Annotated in this window: 24 protein-coding genes; 2 read left to right on the top strand and 22 right to left on the bottom strand. The window is 51.7% G+C overall.

The genetic code is table 11. From position 1 onward, the window contains the following. Positions 1-28: 28 nt before the first annotated feature. Both arfB and OGX99_RS04020 read right to left on the bottom strand, forming a co-directional pair. Positions 29-451, bottom strand: coding sequence for an alternative ribosome rescue aminoacyl-tRNA hydrolase ArfB (gene arfB, locus OGX99_RS04025; RefSeq protein WP_286542734.1), 423 nt, complete (start codon positions 449-451; stop codon positions 29-31). Next, positions 448-993: a YaeQ family protein gene (locus OGX99_RS04020; protein WP_151216805.1), complete on the bottom strand. Its 546-nt coding sequence runs from the start codon at positions 991-993 to the stop codon at positions 448-450. The genes arfB and OGX99_RS04020 overlap by 4 nt, the downstream gene beginning before the upstream one ends. Positions 994-1,181: 188 nt before the next feature. On the opposite strand from OGX99_RS04020, the gene OGX99_RS04015 reads away from it, so the two are divergent. Together OGX99_RS04015 and rof are read left to right on the top strand one after the other, a co-directional pair. After that, positions 1,182-1,382, top strand: coding sequence for a YaeP family protein (locus tag OGX99_RS04015; RefSeq protein WP_151216804.1), 201 nt, complete (start codon positions 1,182-1,184; stop codon positions 1,380-1,382). Continuing rightward, positions 1,369-1,629, top strand: coding sequence for a Rho-binding antiterminator (rof, locus tag OGX99_RS04010; protein WP_003018503.1), 261 nt, complete (start codon positions 1,369-1,371; stop codon positions 1,627-1,629). Before OGX99_RS04015 ends, rof begins: the two co-directional genes overlap by 14 nt. 64 nt (positions 1,630-1,693) lie before the next feature. Here rof and tilS read toward each other — a convergent pair whose 3' ends face one another. The 20 genes from tilS to rpsB form a co-directional block, all read right to left on the bottom strand. Further along, a complete protein-coding gene (tilS, locus tag OGX99_RS04005; protein WP_187259072.1) occupies positions 1,694-2,986 on the bottom strand; it encodes a tRNA lysidine(34) synthetase TilS in 1,293 nt (430 codons plus the stop codon). Between the two features lie 61 nt (positions 2,987-3,047). Continuing rightward, on the bottom strand, positions 3,048-3,437 hold the full coding sequence (locus tag OGX99_RS04000; RefSeq protein WP_151216802.1) for a VOC family protein: 390 nt from the start codon (positions 3,435-3,437) through the stop codon (positions 3,048-3,050). 66 nt (positions 3,438-3,503) lie between these two features. Beyond that, positions 3,504-5,642, bottom strand: a complete 2,139-nt coding sequence (ldcC, locus tag OGX99_RS03995) for a lysine decarboxylase LdcC (protein ID WP_286542732.1) — start codon at positions 5,640-5,642, stop codon at positions 3,504-3,506. Between the two features lie 99 nt (positions 5,643-5,741). After that, positions 5,742-6,701, bottom strand: coding sequence for an acetyl-CoA carboxylase carboxyl transferase subunit alpha (gene accA / locus OGX99_RS03990; RefSeq protein WP_061067282.1), 960 nt, complete (start codon positions 6,699-6,701; stop codon positions 5,742-5,744). 12 nt (positions 6,702-6,713) lie between these two features. Then, positions 6,714-10,196, bottom strand: a complete 3,483-nt coding sequence (gene dnaE / locus OGX99_RS03985; protein WP_187253758.1) for a DNA polymerase III subunit alpha — start codon at positions 10,194-10,196, stop codon at positions 6,714-6,716. A 24-nt stretch (positions 10,197-10,220) separates the two neighbouring features. Then, entirely contained in the window at positions 10,221-10,817 is a 597-nt protein-coding gene (gene rnhB, locus OGX99_RS03980; RefSeq protein WP_286542730.1) for a ribonuclease HII, read from the bottom strand. Continuing rightward, positions 10,814-11,962 carry a lipid-A-disaccharide synthase gene (gene lpxB / locus OGX99_RS03975; RefSeq protein ID WP_286542728.1) on the bottom strand — a complete coding sequence of 383 codons (1,149 nt, stop codon included), beginning with the start codon at positions 11,960-11,962 and terminating at the stop codon, positions 10,814-10,816. Before lpxB ends, rnhB begins: the two co-directional genes overlap by 4 nt. Further along, complete coding sequence (gene lpxA / locus OGX99_RS03970; protein ID WP_151216799.1) at positions 11,962-12,750, bottom strand: acyl-ACP--UDP-N-acetylglucosamine O-acyltransferase; 789 nt, start codon at positions 12,748-12,750, stop codon at positions 11,962-11,964. Before lpxA ends, lpxB begins: the two co-directional genes overlap by 1 nt. A gap of 3 nt (positions 12,751-12,753) precedes the next feature. Next, entirely contained in the window at positions 12,754-13,209 is a 456-nt protein-coding gene (gene fabZ / locus OGX99_RS03965; RefSeq protein ID WP_003018528.1) for a 3-hydroxyacyl-ACP dehydratase FabZ, read from the bottom strand. A 103-nt stretch (positions 13,210-13,312) separates the two neighbouring features. Further along, positions 13,313-14,338: a UDP-3-O-(3-hydroxymyristoyl)glucosamine N-acyltransferase gene (lpxD, locus tag OGX99_RS03960; RefSeq protein ID WP_151216798.1), complete on the bottom strand. Its 1,026-nt coding sequence runs from the start codon at positions 14,336-14,338 to the stop codon at positions 13,313-13,315. Positions 14,339-14,341: 3 nt separating this feature from the next. After that, a complete protein-coding gene (gene skp, locus OGX99_RS03955; protein ID WP_003018533.1) occupies positions 14,342-14,827 on the bottom strand; it encodes a molecular chaperone Skp in 486 nt (161 codons plus the stop codon). A 122-nt stretch (positions 14,828-14,949) separates the two neighbouring features. After that, complete coding sequence (gene bamA / locus OGX99_RS03950; protein WP_151216797.1) at positions 14,950-17,373, bottom strand: outer membrane protein assembly factor BamA; 2,424 nt, start codon at positions 17,371-17,373, stop codon at positions 14,950-14,952. Positions 17,374-17,402: 29 nt separating this feature from the next. Continuing rightward, complete coding sequence (gene rseP, locus OGX99_RS03945; RefSeq protein WP_151224585.1) at positions 17,403-18,755, bottom strand: sigma E protease regulator RseP; 1,353 nt, start codon at positions 18,753-18,755, stop codon at positions 17,403-17,405. 11 nt (positions 18,756-18,766) lie between these two features. Further along, on the bottom strand, positions 18,767-19,624 hold the full coding sequence (gene cdsA / locus OGX99_RS03940) for a phosphatidate cytidylyltransferase (protein WP_286542726.1): 858 nt from the start codon (positions 19,622-19,624) through the stop codon (positions 18,767-18,769). Between the two features lie 12 nt (positions 19,625-19,636). Continuing rightward, complete coding sequence (ispU, locus tag OGX99_RS03935; RefSeq protein WP_003018543.1) at positions 19,637-20,395, bottom strand: (2E,6E)-farnesyl-diphosphate-specific ditrans,polycis-undecaprenyl-diphosphate synthase; 759 nt, start codon at positions 20,393-20,395, stop codon at positions 19,637-19,639. Positions 20,396-20,582: 187 nt separating this feature from the next. After that, entirely contained in the window at positions 20,583-21,779 is a 1,197-nt protein-coding gene (gene ispC, locus OGX99_RS03930; RefSeq protein WP_286542725.1) for a 1-deoxy-D-xylulose-5-phosphate reductoisomerase, read from the bottom strand. 110 nt (positions 21,780-21,889) lie between these two features. Then, positions 21,890-22,447: a ribosome recycling factor gene (frr, locus tag OGX99_RS03925; RefSeq protein WP_016151760.1), complete on the bottom strand. Its 558-nt coding sequence runs from the start codon at positions 22,445-22,447 to the stop codon at positions 21,890-21,892. Between the two features lie 139 nt (positions 22,448-22,586). Next, positions 22,587-23,312, bottom strand: coding sequence for a UMP kinase (pyrH, locus tag OGX99_RS03920; RefSeq protein WP_151216793.1), 726 nt, complete (start codon positions 23,310-23,312; stop codon positions 22,587-22,589). A 145-nt stretch (positions 23,313-23,457) separates the two neighbouring features. Further along, complete coding sequence (gene tsf / locus OGX99_RS03915; RefSeq protein ID WP_151216792.1) at positions 23,458-24,309, bottom strand: translation elongation factor Ts; 852 nt, start codon at positions 24,307-24,309, stop codon at positions 23,458-23,460. Between the two features lie 264 nt (positions 24,310-24,573). Further along, entirely contained in the window at positions 24,574-25,299 is a 726-nt protein-coding gene (rpsB, locus tag OGX99_RS03910) for a 30S ribosomal protein S2 (RefSeq protein WP_016151758.1), read from the bottom strand. Positions 25,300-25,399 lie beyond the last annotated feature (100 nt).

The raw sequence follows: 25,399 nt of genomic DNA, 5'->3' as shown, positions 1-25,399 counted from the left end.
ATTCCTTATAAATTTTAATTCCCGCTCGTCAGTCTTGCGTTCGACGAACTTTCCCGCGCAGTGCCTTCACTGTGGATTTTTGCGCCTTCGATGACAACCTGTGCTCTTTCGAGGCGCGCGTAGGGCGAGTTGCCTGTCGGCTTTTTTGCACCGCGGTTAATTCTTTTATCACCGCCACCAGCCGGGAGATTGCCGCTTCTCGATTTAGCTCCTGGCTACGGTATTCCTGCGCCTTAATGATAATCACGCCATCGCCTGTAATCAGATGATGGCTGGCAGCCAGCAAACGTTCCTTATAATACTCTGGCAGCCCAGAGGCCCGAATGTCAAAGCGCAAATGGATAGCCGTCGAGGTCTTATTAACGTGCTGACCGCCCGCGCCCTGTGCCCGAATCGCCGTGATTTCCAGCTCGTTATCTGGGATAGCGACATTTCGGGATATAACGATCATGAACGCGGCTGCCACGCGGCCAGATGAACTTCCAGATTATTCTGAGAATCGGACAGCCAGATAGCACCGTCCTGAATAGTCGCCTGTAGCGCCATTGTACGACCAGCAAAGTCACTCAGCTGTGCAAGCTGTTCATCATCCAGATACCACACGGTAAGATTTTTAAACTGCGCACACTTGCTCTGGTTTTGCTGCCACCAGATCTGAGCCGCACGGCTGTTGTAAGCAAACAGGGCTACCTCAGCGGACTGGGTACAGGCTTTCTTAATACGACGCTCATCCGGCAGACCCAACTCAATCCAGAGATCGATGCCCAGATGGTCGTTACGCAACCATGCTTCAGGCTCATCCTCCGCACTGAGGCCACGCGTGAACTGCAGCCGTTCATCGGCATATTTAATCCAGGCCAGCAGACGCAGCATCATGCGTTCCTGGGTTTCAGAGGGATGACGCGCCAGCGTCAAGGCCGCGTCGAGGAACTGGTTGCGGTCAAGATCCGCGACGTTGACAACGGCTTTATAAATTGTCGCTTTAAGCGCCATGAGAGAACTCCTTTCGAATCAGGCGCACATTGTAGCGAAAACTACGGCAAAAGGCTGCTAACTGCTCCTGTATCAAGGCGCTGATATTGCTTGAATGAGTATGGTATAGTCACCTTGCTAAACAGAGTTTATCTTCGTAGGCTTAGACTTGCATCCACGGTTAAGTCAGAGTGCTGACAGGAGGGCATGTGGAAAAATATTGTGAGTTAATACGCAAGCGGTACGCGGAAATCGCCAGCGGAGATTTAGGGTATATCCCGGATGCGCTGGGTTGCGTATTGAAGGTGCTTAATGAAGTGGCGACAGACAACGCCCTTCCAGAGTCGGTCAGGGAAAAAGCGGCCTATGCTGCCGCGAACTTACTGGTGAGCGATTATGTCAATGAATGAAACATATCAACCCATCAACTGCGATGATTACGATAATCTAGAACTCGCCTGCCAGCACCATTTGTTACTGACGCTGGCGCTAAAAGATGGCGAAGTTTTGCAGGCGAAAGCGAATGACCTGGTTTCACGCAAAAACGTGGAATATCTGGTCGCAGATGTCGCGGGCGAAACCCGGGAGCTTCGCCTCGACAAAATTGCCAGCTTCAGCCACCCGCAAATCGGTACCGTGGTAGTCAGCGAATCTTAACTTTTCTTGCACCTTATCCGGCCTACATATCTTCTGGAGAGTAGGCCGAATAAGCGCAGCACCATCAGACATGCCAAATCAGACTTACACCTTCTTCATCTACCGCCGCGCCCTCACGCGTCACAAAAACACCTGCAGCTGCAATCAACGTTTCACCATAAAACAGCAACGGCGTGGTATCTCGTCGCCAGGGTGGGATCCCCTGTTCCTGCCAGATTTTCTTTAATTTCCGCCCACCGTTACGCCCGACAATATGCAATACTCCTGGCGCTTTAAAACGGATGCTGACAGCTTCATCCGCTTGCGGCATGCGCAATTCGCCAGCAGAGATGAGCTGCACCGAGCCTAACCCGGCAGGCAGCGTCAGCGGCGTTTTCCAACATGGCCACGGAAGAACGGTTTCGCTTTGACCGTGGTTCGATTTAACCCACCACAGCTGTGACTGATAGCGACGAACCGCGTATTCTCCAAGGCGAAAACAGGGCGCAGCATCTTCCCGTGCCAACGCAACTTCCTGCCAAATACGTTCCAGCCCATCACGGGAAGGCATCGGCGCATTTAATCCCGCCAGCCAACGACGAAGCAGAGCGGCACGCCGCACATCGCTCATCACCATTAACGGTGCCAGTAACAGTGCGCCATGGGATGTGACGCAGTCGGCTAAATCGTTGGCCAGCAATTCATCCAGTAAACTTTCCTGCTCAGCGCACAGCGCGGCGCTACGGGCCGTGGCTTGTGCGAAGTGCGGCCAGCGCTGTTGGAGTAAGGGGGTAACGCGCAATCTGAGAAAATTGCGATCGTAGGTATCATCCTGATTGCTTTCATCTTCTATCCAGCATAATTCATGCTGTCGCGCCCATGCTTCAAGCGCTTCTCGCGTTTGCGCCAGCAACGGTCGAATCAGTTGGGTTCCGGCAAACGGTGAGCTTTCCCCCATGGCGGAAAGGCCGGCGGGACCACTGCCGCGCTTAAGCGCCAGCAGGAAAGTTTCACACTGGTCATCCAGATGCTGGGCGGTCATCAGCACCTCACCCGGGAGTAAAGTCTGCGCAAATGCCTGATAGCGTGCTCGCCGCGCCTGAGCTTCAATGCCCAGCCCATCATCCTCAAGATGGACCCGCTCAACCACCAGCGGCACCTGCCACTGCGCACATACCGACTCACAGTGTTGCACCCAACCCTCTGCATGGGGGCTTAATCCGTGATGAATATGGATTGCGCGCAACACAACCCCAGGATTTTGTGCTCGCCACAGCACTAACTGATGCAACAGCACGGTAGAGTCCAGCCCGCCGCTAAAGGCGACCAGAATCGATTGGGAATTCAGCAGTGCAGTGTTCAACGTGAGTGTCGTCATGATGGTTTCTTACAATGGCATTGCCCGGCACGTTACCGGGCAAACGCCACAATGACAAGCCTTACAGCTCGTACAGTTCGAGGGGTAATCCGTCCGGGTCGTTAAAAAACGTAAAGCGTTTGCCGGTAAACGGATCGATTCGCACGGATTCGCACTTCACCTGGTGAGCTTCCAGGTGAGCGATCGCTTTTTCCACGTCATCTACGCTGAACGCCAGATGGCGCAAACCGCAAGCTTCCGGGCGGCTCGGGCGGCACGGCGGAAACGGAAAAGAAAACAGCTCAATCACATACTGTCCGTTCAATGCCAAATCGCCTTTCCAGGAATCACGTTCTTCCCGGTAGGCTTCGCTGATTAGCGTAAAGCCCAGCACATCACAGTAAAATCTCTTACTCGCCGCATAGTCTGTCGCAATAATGGCAATATGGTGAACCTGTTTTAATCCCAGCATAGCGTCATAGCCTCTTTCTTTTTTCTTTTAAAACGTTACTCGTGCGTAACAAGGTCAGGCAAGTCGTTATGCCATTTTCAGGACTCTCACGCGATACACACCATCCTCACCCAGTTTAGCGCCATGGATATCGGTTTCAAATCCAGGATAATGTTGCCCCACCGAACACAGCATCAGCAGAAAATCGAGCACCGTCCGGCTTTTCTCCGTGATCATTTCCCCTGGCATCAACAACGGCACGCCGGGAGGATAAGGCAGGATCATATTAGCGGAAACACGCCCCACCAGTTGATCAAGCGTCACCGTTTCAACCTCACCTTTGATCTGCCGCTGCCAGGCCTGATGCGGCGTCATTTTCATTTCCGGTAAGGTATCAAACGCCCGCAACATCAGCCCAGAGAGATCGTGCTGGCGGATCAGTTTGTGGATCCCCAGCGCCAGCTCCTGAATACGCATATTACGATAGAAATCAGGATCTTCGGCATACAGATCCGGCAGCATATTTTTCACGCGTAAATTCAGGTCGTATGAACGTTTAAATTCCGTCAGGCCGCGTAGCAGCCCCATCGCCCGGGTTTTATCAATACCAATACTGAACAGGAACAACAGATTATACGGCCCTGTTTTCTCAACGACGACGCCGCGTTCATCGAGGAATTTCGCCACCAGAGCCGCGGGGATCCCCTCTTCGCTCATATTTCCTTGCTCATCCATCCCCGGTGTCAGAATCGTAACTTTCACCGGATCGAGGAACATGTGGTCGGTATCAGCATCGACAAATCCGTGCCAGTCTTCGCCTGGCGCTACCGGCCAGCACTCTGCTTCATCTACCTTTTCCGGCTGCCAGATATCAAAGAACCAACCATCTGACTCTTCTCGCAGCCGCTGGACTTCCTTACGGAAATGCAGCGCCCTCTCAACCGAACGATTGATCAGGCGCTTGCCTGAATTGCCACGAAGCATTGCCGCCGCCGTTTCGATAGACGCAACAATCGGGTAGCTCGGCGAAGTGGAGGTGTGCATCATAAAGGCTTCGTTGAACGTCTCTTCATCGTAGTCGCCCTTAATGTGGATTAACGAAGCCTGTGACAATGCCGCCAACATTTTGTGGGTAGACTGGGTTTCAAAAATCACCTTCCCTGGCACCCGCTCGCCGCTCATTCCGCTTTTCCCCTGATAGATCGGATGAAAATGGGTATATGGCACCCAGGCAGAATCAAAATGAATGGAGGGCACATCCAGGGTTTGCTTGATCCAGTTAGTGTTATACAACAGACCATCATAAGTGGAATTGGTGATGACCGCGTGGACTGGCCATTGCGCCTGGGGGGTCTCCTCTATCTTGCTTTCAATGCTTGCACGGGTAAATTCCCGACGGGGGATACCGCCCAGAATGCCCAACGCATTACGCGTCGGCTTCAACCAGATTGGCACCACATCGCTCATCATCAGCAAATGCGCCAACGACTTATGACAGTTGCGGTCAATCAACAGTGTACTGCCGGTTGGTGCGGCATACATGCCGACAATCTTGTTCGACGTTGAGGTGCCGTTAGTCACCATATAGCTCTGTTCAGCGCCAAAGGTACGTGCGATGTACTCCTCGGCTTCCAGATGCGGACCGGTATGATCCAACAACGAGCCCAACTCAGTCACGGAAATGGACACATCGGCCTTCAGCGTGTTACCGCCCAAGAAATCATAGAACAGACAGCCGACCGGGCTTTTCTGGTACGCCGTTCCCGCCATATGGCCCGGCGTGCAAAAGGTATACTTCCCTTCCTTCACATAGGTAAACAGCGCTTTGGTAAAAGGTGGCGTGATGTTGTCGAGGTATTCATTGGTGTACTGACGAATACGCGTAGCAATATCGTCAGACTGGCCCAATGCGTACTCAAAGAACCACAGCGCCATGCGTAGGTCGTGTGCGCTGACATCCATCGTCGAATGAGTATTAATAAAAGCGTAGAGCGGGAGATACTCATTGAGCTGATTGATGTCACTACACAGATCCAGACTGTATTCATCCCAGTCAAAAATGACGCCGCAAATTCGCGGGTTATGCTCGATAAACTTCAGCAGGTCGACGCTATTCTGCGGCCAGATAATCTGAAATCCCTGCTGCTGCAGCGCACGTTCAAGCTCCTTGATGGGCTCATCTTTATAAAAGACGCCATGCGGTCCCATGATGGCAATGATATTCATGCGTTCCTCCTGGAAAAACCTTAGTTAAGCATAGCCTGGTCAAACTGCAGGTAAAAAAAAGGGCCACAGCGTTGTGGCCCTTTTCAGAATTAATGCAGTTTACGCGTAACCATAGCTCATCAGACGCTGGTAACGACGGTTTTTCAAATCTTCTTTGCTTAACACGTCGAGATCGGCGAGATCGGCCAGCAGCTGTGCTTTCAGGGACGCCGCCATCACTTCCGGGTTACGATGGGCGCCGCCCAGCGGTTCCGGGATGATAGAGTCAATCAACTTCAGCTCTTTCAAACGTGGGGCGATGATGCCCATCGCTTCTGCGGCCAGCGGCGCTTTGTCGGCGCTTTTCCACAGAATGGATGCGCAGCCTTCCGGAGAGATAACGGAATAGGTGCTGTACTGCAGCATATTCACTTTATCGCCCACGCCGATCGCCAGTGCGCCGCCGGAGCCACCTTCACCGATAACGGTACAGATAACCGGCACACTCAGACGCGACATTTCACGCAGGTTGCGCGCAATCGCTTCAGACTGACCACGCTCTTCCGCGCCTACGCCCGGGTATGCCCCAGGGGTGTCGATGAAGGTAATGATCGGCATATTGAAACGTTCAGCCATTTCCATCAAACGCAGCGCTTTGCGATAGCCTTCCGGCGCTGGCATGCCAAAATTACGACGGATTTTTTCTTTGGTCTCACGGCCTTTCTGATGACCAATGATCATCACCGGACGGCCATCCAGACGCGCGATGCCGCCGACAATTGCTTTATCATCCGCATAGGCACGATCGCCCGCCAGCTCATCAAATTCATCAAATGCCAGGCGGACATAATCCAGGGTGTACGGACGCTGTGGATGGCGCGCCAGTTGGGCTACCTGCCATGCGCCAAGATCGGCGAAGATTTTACGCGTCAGTTCTACGCTTTTTTCACGCAGACGATGCACTTCTTCATCGATGTTAATATCCAGTTTCTCATCCTGACGGCTAACCGCAGTCAGAGAATCGATTTTTGCTTCCAGCTCTGCAATCGGCTGTTCAAAATCAAGGAAATTCAGACTCATAGTATTCCTGTATTAGTCAAACTCCAGTTCCACCTGCTCCGAACCAATAAGGCCACGGAGATCGTTTAGCAAACGATCGCTCGGAGAGACACGCCACGTTGCGCCAAAACGCAATCGCGCACGCGCATCCGCCCTCTGATAGTAGAGATGTACTGGAATTGTCCCAGAGCGGTGGGGTTCCAGAGACTGACGGAGTCGGTTTAAAAGCTGGTCATCAATTTGCCTGTCCGTCAGCGAGATAGCAAGCCCGCGAGCATATTTTTCCCGGGCTTCGTCAATATCCATGACTTCACGGGCCATCATTTTAAGCCCGCCGCTGAAGTCATCAAAGCTGACCTGTCCGCTGACGATAAGTATGCGGTCTTTTTCCAGCAATTGCTGGTATTTATCCAGAGCATCGGTAAATAACATCACTTCCAGACGCCCGGAACGGTCATCCAGTGTACAGATGCCGATACGATTGCCGCGCTTGGTGACCATTACCCGCGCAGCAATGACGAGCCCCGCAGCCGTGGTGACTTTACCACGTTCTGTCGGATGCATGTCTTTCAGCCTGTGGCCTCCAACATAGCGCTCAATTTCTTTTAAATACTGATTGATGGGGTGTCCCGTCAGATAAAGTCCTAACGTTTCACGCTCACCGTCTAATACCACCTGCTCCGGCCACGGTGTACAGTTGGCATAAGACTGTTCAATTTGTTCCGGCTCTTCCGCCAGTACGCCAAACATATCCGCCTGACCAATTGCCTCGGCTTTCGCATGCTGATCGGCGGCTTTTAGGGCATCGCTGAGTGAGTTCATCAACGCCGCGCGATGCGGACCAAGGCGGTCAAACGCCCCGGACATGATTAACTTTTCCAGCACCCGGCGGTTAAGTTTTTTGATATCCGTACGCGCACAAAGATCAAATAGTTCGCGGAAGTAACCGCCTTCATTTCGCGCCTCAATAATAGCCTCAATTGGCCCTTCACCCACGCCTTTTATCGCGCCGATGCCGTAGACAATCTCGCCATCATCATTCACGTGAAAATGATAAAGCCCGGAGTTGATGTCCGGTGGCAGGATTTTGAGCCCCATGCGCCAGCATTCATCCACCAGTCCGACGACTTTCTCGGTGTTATCCATATCGGCGGTCATTACCGCCGCCATAAATTCGGCAGGGTAATGCGCCTTCAGCCACAGCGTCTGGTAGGAGACCAGCGCATAGGCTGCGGAGTGCGATTTGTTAAATCCGTAACCGGCGAATTTCTCCACCAGGTCAAAGATTTTCATCGCCAGTTCGCCGTCGACGCCGCGCTTTTTCGCCCCTTCTTCAAAGGTACCGCGCTGCTTAGCCATCTCTTCCGGTTTTTTCTTACCCATCGCACGACGCAGCATATCCGCGCCGCCAAGGGTGTATCCGGACAGCTCCTGGGCAATCTGCATAACCTGTTCCTGATACAGGATAATGCCGTAGGTCGGCTCCAGTACCGGTTTCAGACACTCATGCTGCCATTGTACGTCCGGGTAGGAAATCTCTTCACGACCATGCTTACGGTCGATAAAGTTATCTACCATCCCCGACTGTAGCGGACCAGGTCGGAACAGAGCCACCAGTGCGATCATATCTTCGAAGCAGTCAGGCTGCAGACGTTTGATCAGATCTTTCATGCCGCGGGATTCAAGCTGGAACACCGCCGTGGTCTCCGAACGTTGCAGCATGTCGAAGCTTTTTTTGTCATCCAGCGGGATAGCGGCGATATCCAACGGCGGTTCACCGTTCTTTTCACGGCGCGCGTTGATCATTTCCAACGCCCAGTTGATGATAGTGAGCGTACGCAGACCGAGGAAGTCGAACTTCACGAGGCCGGCGTATTCCACGTCGTTTTTATCAAACTGGGTGACCGGGTGCAGCCCTTGCTCATCACAGTACAGCGGCGCAAAATCAGTAATTTTGGTCGGTGCTATAACCACGCCACCGGCGTGCTTACCAGCGTTACGCGTGACGCCTTCCAGCTTGCGCGCCATATCGATCAGCGCTCTAACCTCTTCATCTGCCTCATAGATTTCCGGCAGTTGAGGTTCAGCTTCAAAGGCTTTGGCCAGCGTCATGCCCGGGTCGGGCGGCACCAGTTTCGAAATACGGTCAACGAAGCCATACGGGTGACCCAGTACGCGGCCCACGTCACGGATAACCGCTTTTGCCGCCATCGTACCGAAGGTAATAATCTGCGAAACCGCATCACGACCGTACATTTCCGCCACGTGTTCAATGACCTGGTCACGTTTTTCCATACAGAAATCAACGTCAAAATCGGGCATTGAAACACGTTCCGGGTTAAGGAAACGTTCGAACAGCAGGTCAAATTCCAGCGGATCAAGGTCGGTAATTTTCAGCGCGTAGGCGACCAGCGAACCAGCACCAGAACCACGTCCCGGGCCTACCGGTACGCCGTTATCTTTCGACCACTGGATAAACTCCATAACGATCAGGAAGTAACCCGGGAAGCCCATCTGGTTGATAACTTTAAGTTCAACTTCCAGACGTTCGTCATAAGGCGGCCGCCTCTGCGCGCGAACTTCAGGATCCGGGAATAAAAACGCCAGACGCTCTTCCAGACCTTCGCGTGATTTTGCCACAAGGAAATCCTCGGTGGTCATATCACCAGTCGGGAACTGTGGCAGGAAATACTCACCCAGACGCACCGTCACGTTACAGCGCTTGGCTATCTCAACAGTGTTTTGCAGCGCCTCCGGGATATCGGAGAATAGATCGCACATCTCATCTTCGCTGCGCATGTACTGCTGCGGCGAATAATTACGCGGTCGTTTTGGATCATCAAGGGTAAACCCGTCGTGGATTGCCACGCGGATTTCATGCGCGTCAAAATCACCGGTTTCAAGGAAGCGAACATCGTTGGTCGCCACCACCGGAAGACCACGCGTTTCAGCCAGTTCTACCGCAGCATGCAGATAATTTTCTTCATCCTGCCTGCCGGTGCGAATCAGTTCTAAAAAATAGCAATCAGGAAAATGTTCTTCATAAAACGCCACGCACTCATCAACCAGTGCGCTATTGCCGCGCAGCAGGCTGCGCCCGACGTCGCCCATACGACCGCCGGAGAGCAAAATCAAACCTTCTTTTAGTTCGATCAGCCAGTCTCTGTCGATGACGGGTCCTTCTGCGCCATAGCCACGCTGATAGGCTTTCGATATCAACAACGTCAGGTTCTGATAGCCGGTATTATTTGCGGCCAGCACGGTGAGCTGCGCAAGTTCATCGCCCAACAGTTCGCTACGGACATGAAAATCTGCGCCAACTATCGGCTTGATACCCGCACCGTGACCCGCTCCGTAAAACTTCACCAGACCACACAGGTTGGTAAAATCGGTGATCGCCAGCGCAGGCATGCCTAACGCGGCCGCCTTTTTTACCAGCGGCCCGGTTTTCGCCAGCCCATCGATCATGGAGTAGTCGCTGTGCACCCGCAGGTGGACGAAACGAGGTTCAGACATCTTCAGATTCCTTCGACACAAGAATCAGGACGTGAGTCCCAGAGCGCGTTTGACGGGGCCAAAACTACGGCGATGGTGCTCTGTTGCACCATGTAGTGCCAACTTTTCCAGATGAAAAGCAGTTGGATAACCTTTGTGCTGTGCAAAGCCATACTGCGGGAAAACCGTATCCAGTGCCGCCATTTCAGCGTCACGGGTGACTTTTGCCAGTATCGAAGCAGCGCTAATCTCCGCCACGCGGCTATCACCTTTGACCACCGCCATTGACGGCATCGGTAATGCCGGGCAACGATTGCCGTCAATCAGTACGTATTCCGGCGCAATATGCAGACCCGCAACCGCACGCTGCATCGCCAGCATGGTGGCATGTAAAATATTCAGCTCGTCGATTTCATGCGGTTCCGCACGGCCCAGACTCCAGCTTAACGCTTTTTCTTTAATCTCATCAAACAGCGCCAGGCGACGTTTTTCCGACAGTTTTTTTGAGTCGTTCAGACCAATAACAAGACGAGCCGGATCCAGAATAACGGCGGCAGTAACAACCGCGCCGACCAAAGGACCACGTCCAACTTCATCCACACCCGCCACTAAATGCGTATGTGGATAAACAAACTCAATCATTGTGCTAACTCCAGGACTGCATCCGCCGCCTGCTCATCAGCATTGCAACGGATCTGCTGGTGCAGTTCACGGAATGTGTCGTGCATCGCATGGCTGGTTTTACCCTTCGCCAGCAACGGCAGCAGCGCTTGCGACAGCGCCTGCGGTTCACACTCTTCCTGCAACAACTCTTTAACCAGTTCTCTTCCTGCCAGCAGGTTAGGTAGCGAAACGTAATCCGTTTTCACCAGACGCTTCGCCAACCAGAAGGTAAAGGGTTTCATACGGTAGCCAACCACCATCGGGCATTTTGCCAGCATACATTCCAGCGCTGCCGTGCCTGAAGCCAACAGTGCTGCATCGCTGGCCACCATCGCTTCACGTCCCATCCCATTGAGCAGATGTACGGAAAGATCCGGTGCAACTTCAGCTTTGATACGCTCAAACTGCTCGCGACGTTTGGCATTCACCAACGGCACCACGACTTCGAGATCCGGATAATGCTGGCGCAAAAGCTGCGCCGTTTTCAGAAAATCGGCACTGAGCATCTCCACTTCTGCGCCACGGCTTCCTGGCAATAGCGCCAGACAGTGAGCATCATGGGGAATACCCAGCACGTCGCGTGCCGCGTTTTTATCCGGATCCAGCGGCATGGCATCCGCCATGGTGTGGCCGATAAAGCGGCACGGAACGTTAAATTTGTCATAAAACGCTTTTTCGAAAGGCAGAAAGGCCAGCACCATATTGGTGGATCTGCCTATTTTGAAAACACGTTTCTGTCGCCAGGCCCATACAGAAGGGCTGACATAATGAATGGTTTTTATGCCCTGCTTTTTCAGGTTGCCTTCGAGGGTAATATTGAAGTCAGGCGCATCAATGCCGACGAAAACATCCGGCTTAAGTTCAGTGAAACGGCGAGTGAGATCGGCACGAATATGTAGTAAGCGGCGCAGGCGTCCGAGCACTTCAACAATGCCCATTACCGCCAACTCTTCCATTTCGTACCAGGCCTCACAGCCTTCGGCCTGCATCAGCGGGCCCGCCACGCCAACAAAACGCGCATTGGGAACACGCGCCTTGATTGCACGGATTAACCCTGCACCAAGAATATCGCCGGAGGTTTCTCCGGCGACGAGGGCTATCGTTAAAGGACGCTGTTCAGTCATTAACGAATCAGGCCACGCGTTGAGCGCTCAAAGAAGTCGCTGAAAGCCTGGACTTCGGGGTACTGTTGCGCCAGTTCCGCGATTTCCGGCTTCGCTTCTTCCAGCGTTTTACCGTTACGGTACAACGCTTTATAGGCGTTACGAATCGCGGTGATCGCTTCGCGGGTAAATCCGCGACGCTTCAGACCTTCGATGTTAACGCCAAACGGCGTGGCGTGGTTGCCTTGGGCGATAACGTACGGAGGCACGTCCTGAGCAACGCCAGAACAACCGCCAACCATCACATGCGCGCCGATGATGCAGAACTGATGCACCGCGGTCATGCCGCCGATGATAACAAAATCATCAAGCGATACATGTCCGGCAAGCGTGGCGTTATTTGCCAGAATACAGCGGTTGCCTACCGTACAATCATGCGCAACGTGCGCATTAATCATCAGTAAGTTATCGCTGCCCACCTTCGTCACTCCACCGCCCTGCACTGTGCCACGATGAATGGTGACGCTTTCGCGGATGCGGTTGCGATCGCCAATTTCCACGCGGGTTGGTTCGCCAGCATATTTCAGATCCTGGTTAACTTCACCGATGGAGGCAAACTGATAGATCTCGTTATCGCGACCAATTTTGGTATGGCCATTCACGACAACGTGAGACTTCAGTACGGTACCCTCACCAATTTCAACATGGGGTCCAACAATACAAAATGGGCCAATGTGAGCGTTAGCGCCAATGCTGGCGCCCTCTTCCACAATGGCGGTCGGGTGAATAAAGGCGGATTTATCAATCACGTATCAGGCCTCCCGGCTACGGGCACACATCATCGTTGCTTCGCATACAACTTTACCGTCGACCAGCGCAACCCCTTTAAAACGGGTCAGGCCACGGCGCGTTTTCTCGAAAGTCACTTCCATGATCATCTGATCGCCAGGTACGACAGGACGCTTAAAGCGTGCTTCGTCAATGCCCGCGAAATAGTACAGTTCGCCTGGTTCCAGTTTTCCTACGCTTTTAAACGCGAGGATGCCGGTGGCCTGCGCCATCGCTTCCAGAATCAGTACGCCTGGAAAAATAGGTTTACCCGGGAAGTGGCCCTGGAAGAAAGGCTCGTTAACGGATACATTTTTCACTGCGCGCAGAAAACGACCTTCTTCAAAATCCAGCACGCGGTCAACCAGCAAAAACGGAAAACGGTGCGGCAGAAGTTCTAGAATCTCTTCAATATGCAGAGTATGAGTGTTAGTAGTCAAAATACTCTTCCTGTCAAAATATACTAAAAGGCAATAATAACACGGCCTGTCGCAATCGTATGAATGGGACAGGCCGAAAAGTCAGACATGCAAAAAAGGTGCTTTAGTCTTGTTGATTAACCTTGCGCTCAATCGATTTGAGGCGCTTGCTCATATCATCAATGTTCATCACCAGTGCAGCTGTTTTACGCCATACCTTGTTAGGTTGCAGCGGAATGCCTGAGGAGTAGACGCCCGGTTCAGTGATAGGACGCATCACCATACCCATGCCAGTCACCGTGACTTTGTCGCATATTTCCATATGCCCATTAATCACGCTGGCACCGCCAATCATGCAGTAACGGCCAATCTTCAGGCTACCCGCCATAATGACGCCACCGGCTACCGCCGTATTGTCGCCAATCACAACGTTATGCGCAATCTGGCACTGGTTATCAATGATAACACCATTACCGATCACAGTATCGTCCAGAGCACCACGGTCAATAGTGGTACACGCGCCGATCTCGACGCGATCGCCAATAATCACGCGACCAAGCTGGGGGATCTTCACCCAGTTACCGCGATCGTTCGCGTAACCAAATCCATCAGATCCAACGACCGTGCTGGACTGGATCAGGCAATTCTCACCGATCTGAATGTCATGGTAAATCGTCACATTCGCCCACAAGCGTGAACCTGCGCCGATTTTAGTATTTTTTCCGACGAAGCAACCTGCGCCGATAACGACGTTATCGCCCAGTTCTACGCCAGACTCAATGACCGCATTTGCGCCCACAGAGACATTGTTACCCAGCTTCGCCGTCGCATCAATTACTGCACTCGGTGCAATGTTTTGTGCCGGCTGCGGCGTGGTATCTAAGATTTGCGCCATGCGAGCATAGGTCAGGTAGGGATTCTTCACTACCAGCGCTGCACTCTTAGCAAAAGGAAGATCGTCCTGCGTCATCACTACGGCAGAAGCCTGGCATACGCCTAAGTGCTCACGATACTTAGGATTCACCATGAACGTAATATTGCCAGTTTGCGCAGATTGCATGGACGCTACGCCGGTGATGACGATATCGCCATCACCGTGTAATTCTGCATCCAACTGCTCTGCTAAATCAGCCAGTCGAATTGAAGGCATTACTTATTTAACCTGTTTCAGTACGTCAGCGGTGATGTCTTTTACATCGCTGCTGTTGTATGCAACGGTGTTTGCGTCAACGACCAGATCGATGCTCTGGCTGCTGGCAACAGATTTCACAGCAGTCTGGATACGAGTAACCAGTTTGCCACGTTCTTCGTTGGAGCGACGCGCACGATCCTGCTCAAAAGCCTGAGCTTTCTGAGAGAAAGTCTGACGCTGAGCCATAACGTCTTTTTCCAGCTTGGTACGATCGCTACCTGCTTTCATTGATTGCAGACGCTGCATCTTAGATTGCAGATCGGATTCCATACGCTGCAGTTCGCTGGCACGGCCTTTGAACTCGTTTTCCAGCGTAGCAGAAACGCCTGTCTTCTGTGCAACCTGTTGGAACAGGCTACCCATGTTGACGATTGCAATTTTGTCAGCCGCTTGTGCGGACGTTGCCATCGCTAAACCGAGACCTGCAGCTAATAACCACTTTTTCACAATTAACTCCTTACCATCCCATTTGCACCCGAGGGTACAGTTCTTTGCGTGGCCAGGCGATCCCATGCAAGATCGCCTAAAGTCATCGCTACACTACCACTACATTCCTTTGCGAAGAACAATTACCAGGTTTTACCAATGTTAAACTGGAACTGTTCCGCTTTGTCTCCATCGTACTTCTTGAACGGCTGGGCGTAGGAGAAAACCAACGGCCCCAATGGGGACATCCATTGTAAAGCGATACCCGCTGACATACGGATATTGCTTGGATCACTGTAGTCCGGCACACCTATAGCTCTTGTTTGAGCGCTATCCTGCCAGTTAGTATCCCAAACGGTACCCATATCCCAGAAGAACGAGGTACGGACCGAGTTAGCATACTTGTCACTAATGAACGGCGTTGGGGTAATAAACTCCAGGCTGGCGACAGCCATGGCGTTACCGCCCACTGCATCATCCGATTTACAGTCTTTACCGTCTGCGTTGGAACACTCTTCGTAATCGTTATTATCGGAACCACTGGCGTAGGCACCGTTTTTATAGACCGCTTTTGGACCGATGGTATTCGACTGGAAACCACGCACGGTGCTGGAACCACCTGCATAGAAGTTTTCATAGAACGGCATTTCTTTACTGCCAATGCCGTCACCATAGCCTACCTTCGTACGGCCTAAAACCACCCACTTGTGATCGTCATCGATCGGCACATAGGTCGCGGTATCCATCGACACTTTGTAGTATTCGTTATCAGAACCCGGAATGGTCACTTTACCGTTCAGGTTGACGCGTGTACCGTCCGTTGGGAAGTACCCACGGTCCAGTTTGTTGTACGTCCAACCATAGTTAAAGGTGAAGTCATCAGCGGCAAAGCTGTTGGTATTGGTCTCGCCCATTGACTCAAGATAACGATCCATCGCAACCTGCGGCTGCATGTTGGACAGTTTGTTGTGTACATAACCCAGGCCAGCACGCAACGTGTTGTATTCGTTTACCGGGAAGCCAAGCGTTACGTCTGTACCATAACTTTTGTTGGTATAGTCGGACAGATCCGCATCATTCGCTTCAAAGTCATTGTAGAAGACACGGCCACCCAGACTCACACCATCAACGGTGAAGTACGGGTTAGTCACAGACAACTCAGTATAGGTCTGGTAGTCGTTTTTGGTGCCATTGATACCAACAGAATAGCCAGTACCTAACCAGTTATCTTGCTGAACGCCAGCCTGGAAGCTCACGCCGCTCTCGGTACCGTAACCGACGCCGAAGTTAAAGCTACCGGTGTTACGCTCTTTGACCTTATAAACCACATCAACCTGATCCGGACTGCCCGGAATACGCTGAGTATCGGTATCGACGGTTTCAAAGTAACCCAGGCGGTTCAGACGCTCTTTACCCTGATCGACCAGATCGCTGCCCAACCAGGCACCTTCCATCTGACGCATTTCGCGACGCAGAACGGAATCTTTAGAAGTGTCGTTACCTTCAAAGCGAATCTTACGCACATAGAAACGGTTACCCGCATCCACGTTTACGCGCAATTTAACGGTTTTGTCTGCATCGTTGATTTCAGGCTGCGACTGTACGCGCGGATAGGCATAGCCATAGCGACCCAGAAGCTTCTTGATATCATCTTCCATTTTGGTCACTTTAGTGCCGTTATAGAGTTCGCCTGGTTCGATTTTCGTCAGGGTCTCAATTTCGGCAGAATGCCCGGCCAGATTACCGCTCACCTGTACCCCTGAAAGCTTGTACTGATCGCCTTCAGTGATGTTAACGGTAATATAGATACCTTTTTTATCCGGCGTCAGGCTGACCTGGGTGGAATCGATGTTGAAACGAGCATAGCCGCGATCCAGATAGTAGCTGCGCAGGGTTTCAAGGTCGCCCGCCAGTTTCTGTTTCTGGTATTTACGATCGCCCACCACGTTCCACCACGGAACTTCATCACGCAACTGGAAGTGAGAGATAAGTTCCTCGGTTGTGAAGGCATGGTTGCCGACGATATTGATCTGTTGGATCTTCGCCGAAACCCCTTCCTGGAAGACCAGTTTGAGGTCAACGCGGTTACGCGGCAACGGCGTAACCACTGCTTTCACACTGGCGCTGTACTTACCGACGCTATAGTAGAAATCTTCCAGGCCTTTTTCGATATCAGCAAGCGTGGTGCGATCCAGAGACTCGCCAACACGCACGCCAGACGCCTCGAGATTCTGCTTCAACATGTCATCTTTCACCGATTTATTACCGGAGAAAGTGATGCTGGCAATCGTCGGGCGTTCTTTTACCTGAACCAGAAGGGTATCACCATCGCGCAGGACGCGGACATCCTCAAAGTTACCGGTGGCGAACAGAGCACGAATGGTATTACTGATGTCTTCATCATTAACCGTGTCGCCTGTGCGCACCGGCATACTGAGGAGAGCCGCACCAACGGCGACTCGCTGTAGGCCTTCGAAATGAATGTCCTTCACTACGAACCCTTCAGCACCGTATACGGTGGCGCTGCTAAACAGCAGCGACGCTATGAGCAACTTTTTCATCGCCATCGTTATTATGCGTTCTTCCTAACACTCTCTTACAACCGAGAGAAATCATTGAAAAGTGCAAGCCCCATTAACAACACCAGCAAGATAGAGCCAATGCGATAACTAAAGTCTTGAACCCGCTCGGATACCGGACCGCCCTTCAGCTTTTCAATCGCCAGGAACAGCAGATGCCCCCCGTCAAGAACGGGCAACGGAAACAGGTTGATTATCCCTAAGTTCACGCTGATAAGCGCAAGGAACATCAGGTAATAAATAACCCCGAACTCCGCTGACATCCCAGCCCCCTGGGCGATAGAAATCGGCCCACTGAGGTTGTTCAGTTTTACATCACCGGTAATCAATTTTCCCAGCATACTGACCGTCAGCTTCATCAACTGCCACGTTTTATCCGAGGCTTCGAGGATGGCGCTGAATGGCCCATACTGGCGTACAGTCTTATACTCATCAGGCAGAGGAATAACTTTAGGCACCACGCCCGCAAAACCCTCTGCCTTCCCGTTAACCTCTTTTGAATCTGGGGTTAACGTTAAAGACAAGGAACTTCCTTGTCTTTCAATATCTAGCGCTAACGGCTTATCCGGATTATCGCGCACCTGCGTGACAAACGTCATCCATTGTGTCAGCGGCTGACCATTGACTTTAACGATCCTGTCGCCAGCTTGCAAACCCGCCTTACTTGCAGCGGAGTTAACCTGCACTTCTGACAGCACCGGTTCAATCTGCGGACCGCGCGGACGAATCCCTAAACTGGAGACGGGATCCTGCTTGTCTGGCTCAAATGCCCACTGACGTAAATCCAGCGTTTTGTCCTGACGCTGGTTACTGCCAAATTGCGCTACGCTGAGAGTCGTATGCTGATCGCCAATTTTGGCTACCAGTTGCAATCTTACGGCATCCCAATCAGGGGTTTCGATACCATCAACCGCTTTTAGTTCCGTACCCGGCTGAATTTGCGCCTGCGCAGCAATCGAGTTGGGCGTTATTTCACCAACAACCGGGCGAACGCCAGGAACACCGATGATAAACACCAGCCAATAAGCGAAAATAGCAAAAAGGAAGTTTGCAATCGGACCTGCGGCGATGATGGCTGCGCGTTGTCCAACCGTTTTATTGTTGAAAGCATAATGGCGCAACTCCGGTGCGACCGGTTCAGCGCGCTCATCCAACATTTTGACGTAACCGCCGAGAGGAATCAGGGCGATGACGTATTCCGTACCTGATTTATCGGTACGCCGCCAAAGCGCTTTTCCAAAACCAATGGAAAAGCGTTCGACGCGAACTCCGCAGCGCCGCGCAACCCAGAAATGACCAAATTCATGCACGGTGATAAGCACACCAAGTGCAACAATGAATGCAGCCAGATTCCAGAGAATACTCAGCATAAGACCATCCGTTAAAGCGTCCTGAATACCAATAACAACAGGCAGGCAAAGACCGGTACCGCAGCCGTCAGGCTATCAATGCGATCCAGAATACCACCGTGTCCTGGAATTAAGTGACCACTGTCCTTTATTCCTGCTTCACGCTTAAACATACTCTCGGTCAGGTCACCCAGCACGGAGGCCAGGGCTGCAACGATGGAGCAAATAAGCAAGGTGACAGGCGCAACCTCAAGATTCGCCCACATGCCATAACCCCATGAGATCACGGCCGCAGTGGCGAGTCCGCCAAAAAAACCCTGCCAGGTTTTACCAGGAGAAACCTTCGGCGCCAGCTTATGTTTGCCAAACAGCTTACCAAACATATAGGCACCAGAGTCAGCTCCCCAGACGAGGATCATGACATACAGCAGCCATAGCGCGCCACTATATTGATTCTCATCATAGTGCCATGCACGTAGCGCCAGCATTCCCCAAAAGAACGGGACAATGGTCAACACGCCGAAAATTATGCGTAATGTTTTGGAATTACGCCATACCGCCGCAGAGCCGGGATAAAACAGTACCAGCAACAGCGCCACGACCCACCAGCCCAGCGACGCCCACAGCGAGACTTCAACCAGAGGCTGATGAATATTGCGATGGTATTCTGGCAGTAAAAACAGCATCAGTGCCAGCAATAGCCCACACAAAACCGCCAGCCATACTCGCTGTGTACGCGTGGTAAAACCGCTTAACTGTCCCCATTCCCAGGCGGCCAGCATACAGACAACCAGCGTGACAATGGCGAACCCCACAGGCGGCAGCAAAAACAACGCCGCGATGACAACGGGTATTAAAACAAAAGCAGAAATCAGGCGATACTTCAGCAAAAGCGACCCCCATCAGGCTTTTTCATCACCGGGCTCGGTGCCGCCGAAACGACGCTCACGATTAGCAAAGGCATGCAGCGCACCTTCAAAGTCTTGTTCATCGAAATCGGGCCAGAGAACATCCGTAAAGTAAAGTTCGGCATAGGCAATTTGCCACAACAGAAAATTACTAATTCGATGCTCCCCCCCAGTCCTTATCACTAAATCCACAGGAGCCAGTTCATGCATACAAATTTGCTGCCCAAGCATCTCTTCATCGATTTGCTCTGGTCGCAGCAGACCATCCTGCACCTGTTGTGCCAGTTGCCTGACTCCCTGGACTATATCCCACCGTCCACCGTAATTCGCTGCAATATTCAGCGTCAACCCGGTATTCTGGGCGGTAATCGCTTCTGATTTGCGAATCCGTTCTTGCAAACGTGAGTTAAATCGACTGATATCCCCGATAATACGCAGACGTACGTTATGGCGGTGCAGGTTTTTCACTTCGCTATCAAGCGCCCACACGAACAGCTCCATTAACGCGCTCACTTCCTGCGCAGGTCGGTTCCAGTTCTCACTGCTAAAGGCATACAGCGTTAACGCATCAATACCGTTATTGGCAGCAAAAGAGACAGCCCGGCGGACGGATTTAGCTCCGGCCTTATGCCCAAAGGCGCGAATCTTCCCTTGCTTTTTCGCCCAGCGGCCATTGCCATCCATGATAATTGCTACATGGCGACAACCATGTGCTGGCAAATTTTCGCTTAATGGTTTAGTTGCAGACAACATAACGCGTTTTTAGTCCCTGAAAGGATTAACGGTACTCAGGAATACTGAAGCCCATCCACAAAAAAGCCGTGTCAAACCACGGCTTACCCGACCGGAAAAAAGCAAATACCCGCGATCGAGTGGCGCAGACTATATCACTGAAGCCCAACGCTAACAAATAGCGCGATTCTGCGTACAGGGATTATCATCAGCTTGAGAGTCGCATCACTTCTTTTCTGGCGACATCCCGCGCGATGGCATCAACCTTCAGCACATCATCAACGCTCTGTGGCTCCTGCAAATCCATCTTATCCAGTACGGATAAATTCAGGACAGCAATATCGGTAAATCGGATCTGCTGCGCCAAAAATGCGGCAACGGTAATTTCATTCGCGGCGTTCAGCGCGGTCGTCGCCGCTTGCCCTTGCTCAAACGCGTCCATCGCCAGTTTCAGGCAGGGATAACGCTGATAATCAGGTGCGGAAAACGTCAACGCACTGAGTTGGCAAAAGTCGACAGGCTTAACACCAGACGTCACACGTTCTGGCCATGCCATCGTATGGGCAATAGGTGTACGCATATCAGGTTCCCCCAACTGCGCCAGAACGCTACCATCCTGATAACGAACCATCGAATGAATAACCGACTGCGGATGAATCAGCACTTCCATCTGACTCGCACTGGCATTAAACAACCAACGCGCTTCAATGTATTCCAGACCTTTATTCATCATGGTGGCGGAATCGACAGAGATTTTTCGTCCCATCGACCAATTCGGATGACGACATGCCTGATCGGGGGTCATAGAAATCAGATCGGACAATGGCGTTTCACGGAAAGGGCCACCAGACCCGGTAAGCAAAACTGACATGACGCCATTTTGCTCAAGGTCAGCGTATCCCAGATTGTGTTGGATAGGTTGCGGTAAACTCTGAAAAATCGCGTTATGTTCGCTATCTACCGGCAAAAGTTGCGCTTTGTGACGTTTCACGTCGTCCATAAACAGACGACCACAGGTCACCAGAGATTCTTTATTCGCCAGTAAAATGCTTTTGCTCGCACGAATTGCAGCCAGCGTCGGCAGCAATCCCGCCGCGCCAACAATCGCCGCCATCACCTGATCAACATCATCCAGCGCAGCCATATCACAGGCCGCCTGCTGTCCACTCATTACCTCAGTACGACAGCCCTGCTCCAGCAGAGCTATTTTTACCAACGTCGCGCTTTTTTCATCGTCCATTACCGCATAGCGAGGAGCAAACTCCAGGCATTGCTCGACCATACGGGCGACATTTTTACCCGCCACTAACGCAGCAACACGAAATTTTTCCGGGTTATGGCGTACTACATCCAGCGTACTGCAACCAATGGAACCGGTTGATCCCAGGATGGTTAATTGCTTCATGAGACATCCAGAAGAATTTTACCCTTTAAGGTATATAGGCAGAATAAAGCAAAACGCCGCTCTCCAGCCTTCTCAGGCCTTCTAAGCGGCGTTTTTAGCGTACAGGCGAATCAGAACTGCATCAGTTCCGTTTCTTTCTCTGCCAGCGCCGCATCAACTTTCTTGATAGCTGCGTCAGTCAGTTTCTGCACGTCATCCTGAGAACGGCGATCGTCATCTTCGCTGATCTCTTTTTCTTTCAACAATGCTTTCACTTTGTCGTTGGCATCACGGCGTACGTTACGTACGGCAACGCGCGCGCCTTCAGCTTCGCCACGCACGATCTTGGTCAGATCTTTACGACGTTCTTCAGTCAGCGGCGGCAGCGGAACGCGGATATCGGAACCCGCAGAGCTTGGGTTCAGACCGAGGTCGGAAGCCATAATGGCTTTCTCAACGGCTGGTCCCATAGAACGGTCAAACACGTTAATTTTCAGGGTACGGGAATCTTCAACCGTTACGCTTGCCAACTGGCGCAGCGGAGTCGGTGTGCCGTAATATTCCACGACAATACCATCCAGCAGGCTAGGAGAAGCACGACCCGTGCGAATTTTGCTGATTTGGTTTTTGAACGCTTCGACGCATTTGTCCATGCGTACTTCAGCATCTTTTCTGATATCGTTGATCACGTTACGAATCCTTGAAAGCTTGTTTCAGTCAGACCATACCCACCACGCAAGATGTGACAAGTATAGTCTTGATTAATTTTGAGGGACGTATCCCGCGACATTAAAGCGGAATATTACCTGCATTTAGCCGCAACGGGAATTATTCCGTGATTAACGTGCCTTCTTTTTCACCCATAACAACACGGCGCAGCGCACCCGGTTTGTTCATGTTAAAGACACGAATCGGCAATTTGTGGTCACGAGCCAGCGTGAACGCCGCCAGATCCATCACTTTCAGTTCTTTATCCAGCACTTCCGAATAGGTCAACTGCTCGTACATGGTCGCGGTTGGATCTTTAGCCGGATCAGCCGTAAATACGCCGTCGACTTTGGTGGCTTTCAGTACCACATCCGCTTCAATTTCAATACCACGCAGGCAGGCTGCAGAATCGGTGGTAAAGAATGGGTTGCCGGTACCCGCAGACAAAATAACAACGCGGTTGTTGCGCAGCAGGCTGATAGCCTCTGCCCAGCTGTAGTTATCACACACGCCATTCAGAGGAATAGCGGACATCAAGCGAGCGTTCACATAGGCGCGGTGAAGCGCATCGCGCATCGCCAGACCGTTCATGACGGTGGCTAACATGCCCATGTGGTCGCCCACAACACGGTTCATCCCTGCTTTCGCCAGACCAGCGCCACGGAACAGGTTACCACCACCAATCACTACGCCAACCTGGATACCCAGCTCAACCAGCTCTTTGATTTCCTGAGCCATACGGTCAAGGATGCTTGCATCAATACCGAAGCCTTCTGAACCTTGCAGAGCTTCGCCACTTAACTTAAGCAGAATACGTTTGTAGACGGGTTTTGCATTGGTAGCCATGTTTCTTTCCTGAGACTGTCAACGAATGAGATGAGTTAATTCCGGCGACATTGTATGCCGCTTTTCAGCATGACCACTATAGCGGTTCGCTGAATTTACAAGCCAGACACAAAAAGAAGCCGCCCTCAGGCGGCTCCTTTAAAAATTAAGACTGCTTGGACATTGCAGCAACTTCTGCTGCAAAGTCAGTCTCAACTTTCTCGATACCTTCACCCACTTCAAAGCGGATGAAGCCTGTTACGTCAGCATTGTGCTCTTTCAGCAGCTGACCAACAGATTTGCTCGGATCCATAACGAAAGGCTGGCCAGTCAGAGAAACTTCGCCGGTGAATTTCTTCATGCGGCCTTCAACCATTTTCTCTGCGATTTCTTTCGGCTTACCAGACTGCATCGCGATATCCAGCTGAACCTGGTATTCTTTCTCTACCACTTCAGCGGAAACGTCTTCCGGCTTAACGAATTCTGGTTTGCTTGCAGCAACGTGCATTGCCAGCTGTTTAACCAGTTCTTCGTCAGCGCCAGTTGCAGCAACCAGAACACCGATACGAGCACCGTGCTGGTAGTTACCCAGAACGTCGCCTTCCAGGGAAGCAACGCGACGGATGTTGATGTTCTCACCGATTTTAGCAACCAGTGCAACACGTTCTTCTTCGAACTGTGCTTTCAGAACTTCAACGTCAGTGATTTTGCCAGCAACGGCAGCGTCCAGTACTTTGTCAGCAAATGCCTGGAAACCAGCATCTTTAGCAACGAAGTCAGTCTGGCAGTTAACTTCCAGAATGAAAGCGATGTTGCCGTCGATTTTGGTTTTGATTACGCCGTCAGCAGCCACGTTGCCTGCTTTTTTCGCCGCTTTGATTGCGCCGGACTTACGCATGTTTTCGATTGCCAGCTCGATGTCGCCATTAGCTTCAGTCAGTGCTTTTTTGCAATCCATCATGCCTGCGCCAGTACGCTCACGCAGCTCTTTTACCAGGGATGCGGTAATTTCAGCCATTCTAAAATCCTCGGAAGATTTGATCTGCCCGGCATGAAACCGCACAGATTTAAAAGTGAAAAAGGGGGCCATATACAGGCCCCCTAACCAAACGTGATACTACCTGGCCTATATCCGTCATTCTTCAAGCTGCTGGTGCGTTGTTTTCCTTACTCACCCCAGTCACTTACTGACGTAAGCTCCGGGGGATTCGTTGCGTCAACGCCTTCCAGCAACTCGAATTATCCAGGATATATAAGGGGTCGCTCTAACGAGCGTGCCTTATTATTCAGCTTCTACGAAGCTTTCTTCCGCCTGGGAAGCCAGATCCTGAGAACGGCCTTCACGAACGGTAGTAGCTACAGCGCCCAGGTACAGGGTCACAGCACGGATTGCGTCGTCGTTACCCGGGATAACGAAGTCAACACCGTCCGGATCAGAGTTGGTATCAACGATAGCAAATACTGGGATACCCAGGTTGTTTGCTTCTTTGATAGCAATGTGCTCATGGTCAGCATCGATTACGAACAGAGCGTCCGGCAGACCGCCCATGTCTTTGATACCGCCCAGGCTGTTTTCCAGTTTCTCAAGCTCACGAGTGCGCATCAGCGCTTCTTTCTTGGTCAGCTTTTCGAAAGTACCGTCCTGAGACTGAGTTTCCAGATCTTTCAGACGTTTGATGGACTGACGAACGGTTTTCCAGTTAGTCAGCATACCGCCCAACCAGCGATGGTTCACGAAGAACTGGTCGCAGTTGTTAGCAGCTTCTTTCACCGCTTCGCTTGCAGCGCGTTTAGTACCAACGAAAAGGATTTTACCTTTACGAGCAGAGATCTTGTTCAGTTCAGCCAGAGCTTCGTTGAACATCGGTACAGTTTTCTCAAGGTTGATGATGTGAACTTTGTTACGCGCACCGAAGATGAACGGCTTCATTTTCGGGTTCCAGTAACGGGTCTGGTGACCAAAGTGAACACCAGCCTTGAGCATGTCGCGCATGGAAACAGTTGCCATGATTAAAACCTCTATATATAAAAGTTGGGGTTAAGCCTCCACGCATCCCATATTACCGACCCAAAGGGCACCCCGGAATATGTGTCGATACGTGTGTGTT

The organism is Citrobacter sp. Cu096 (assembly GCF_030332285.1).
GTDB lineage: Bacteria > Pseudomonadota > Gammaproteobacteria > Enterobacterales > Enterobacteriaceae > Citrobacter > Citrobacter meridianamericanus.
This window is presented reverse-complemented; position numbering and strand designations above follow the sequence as displayed.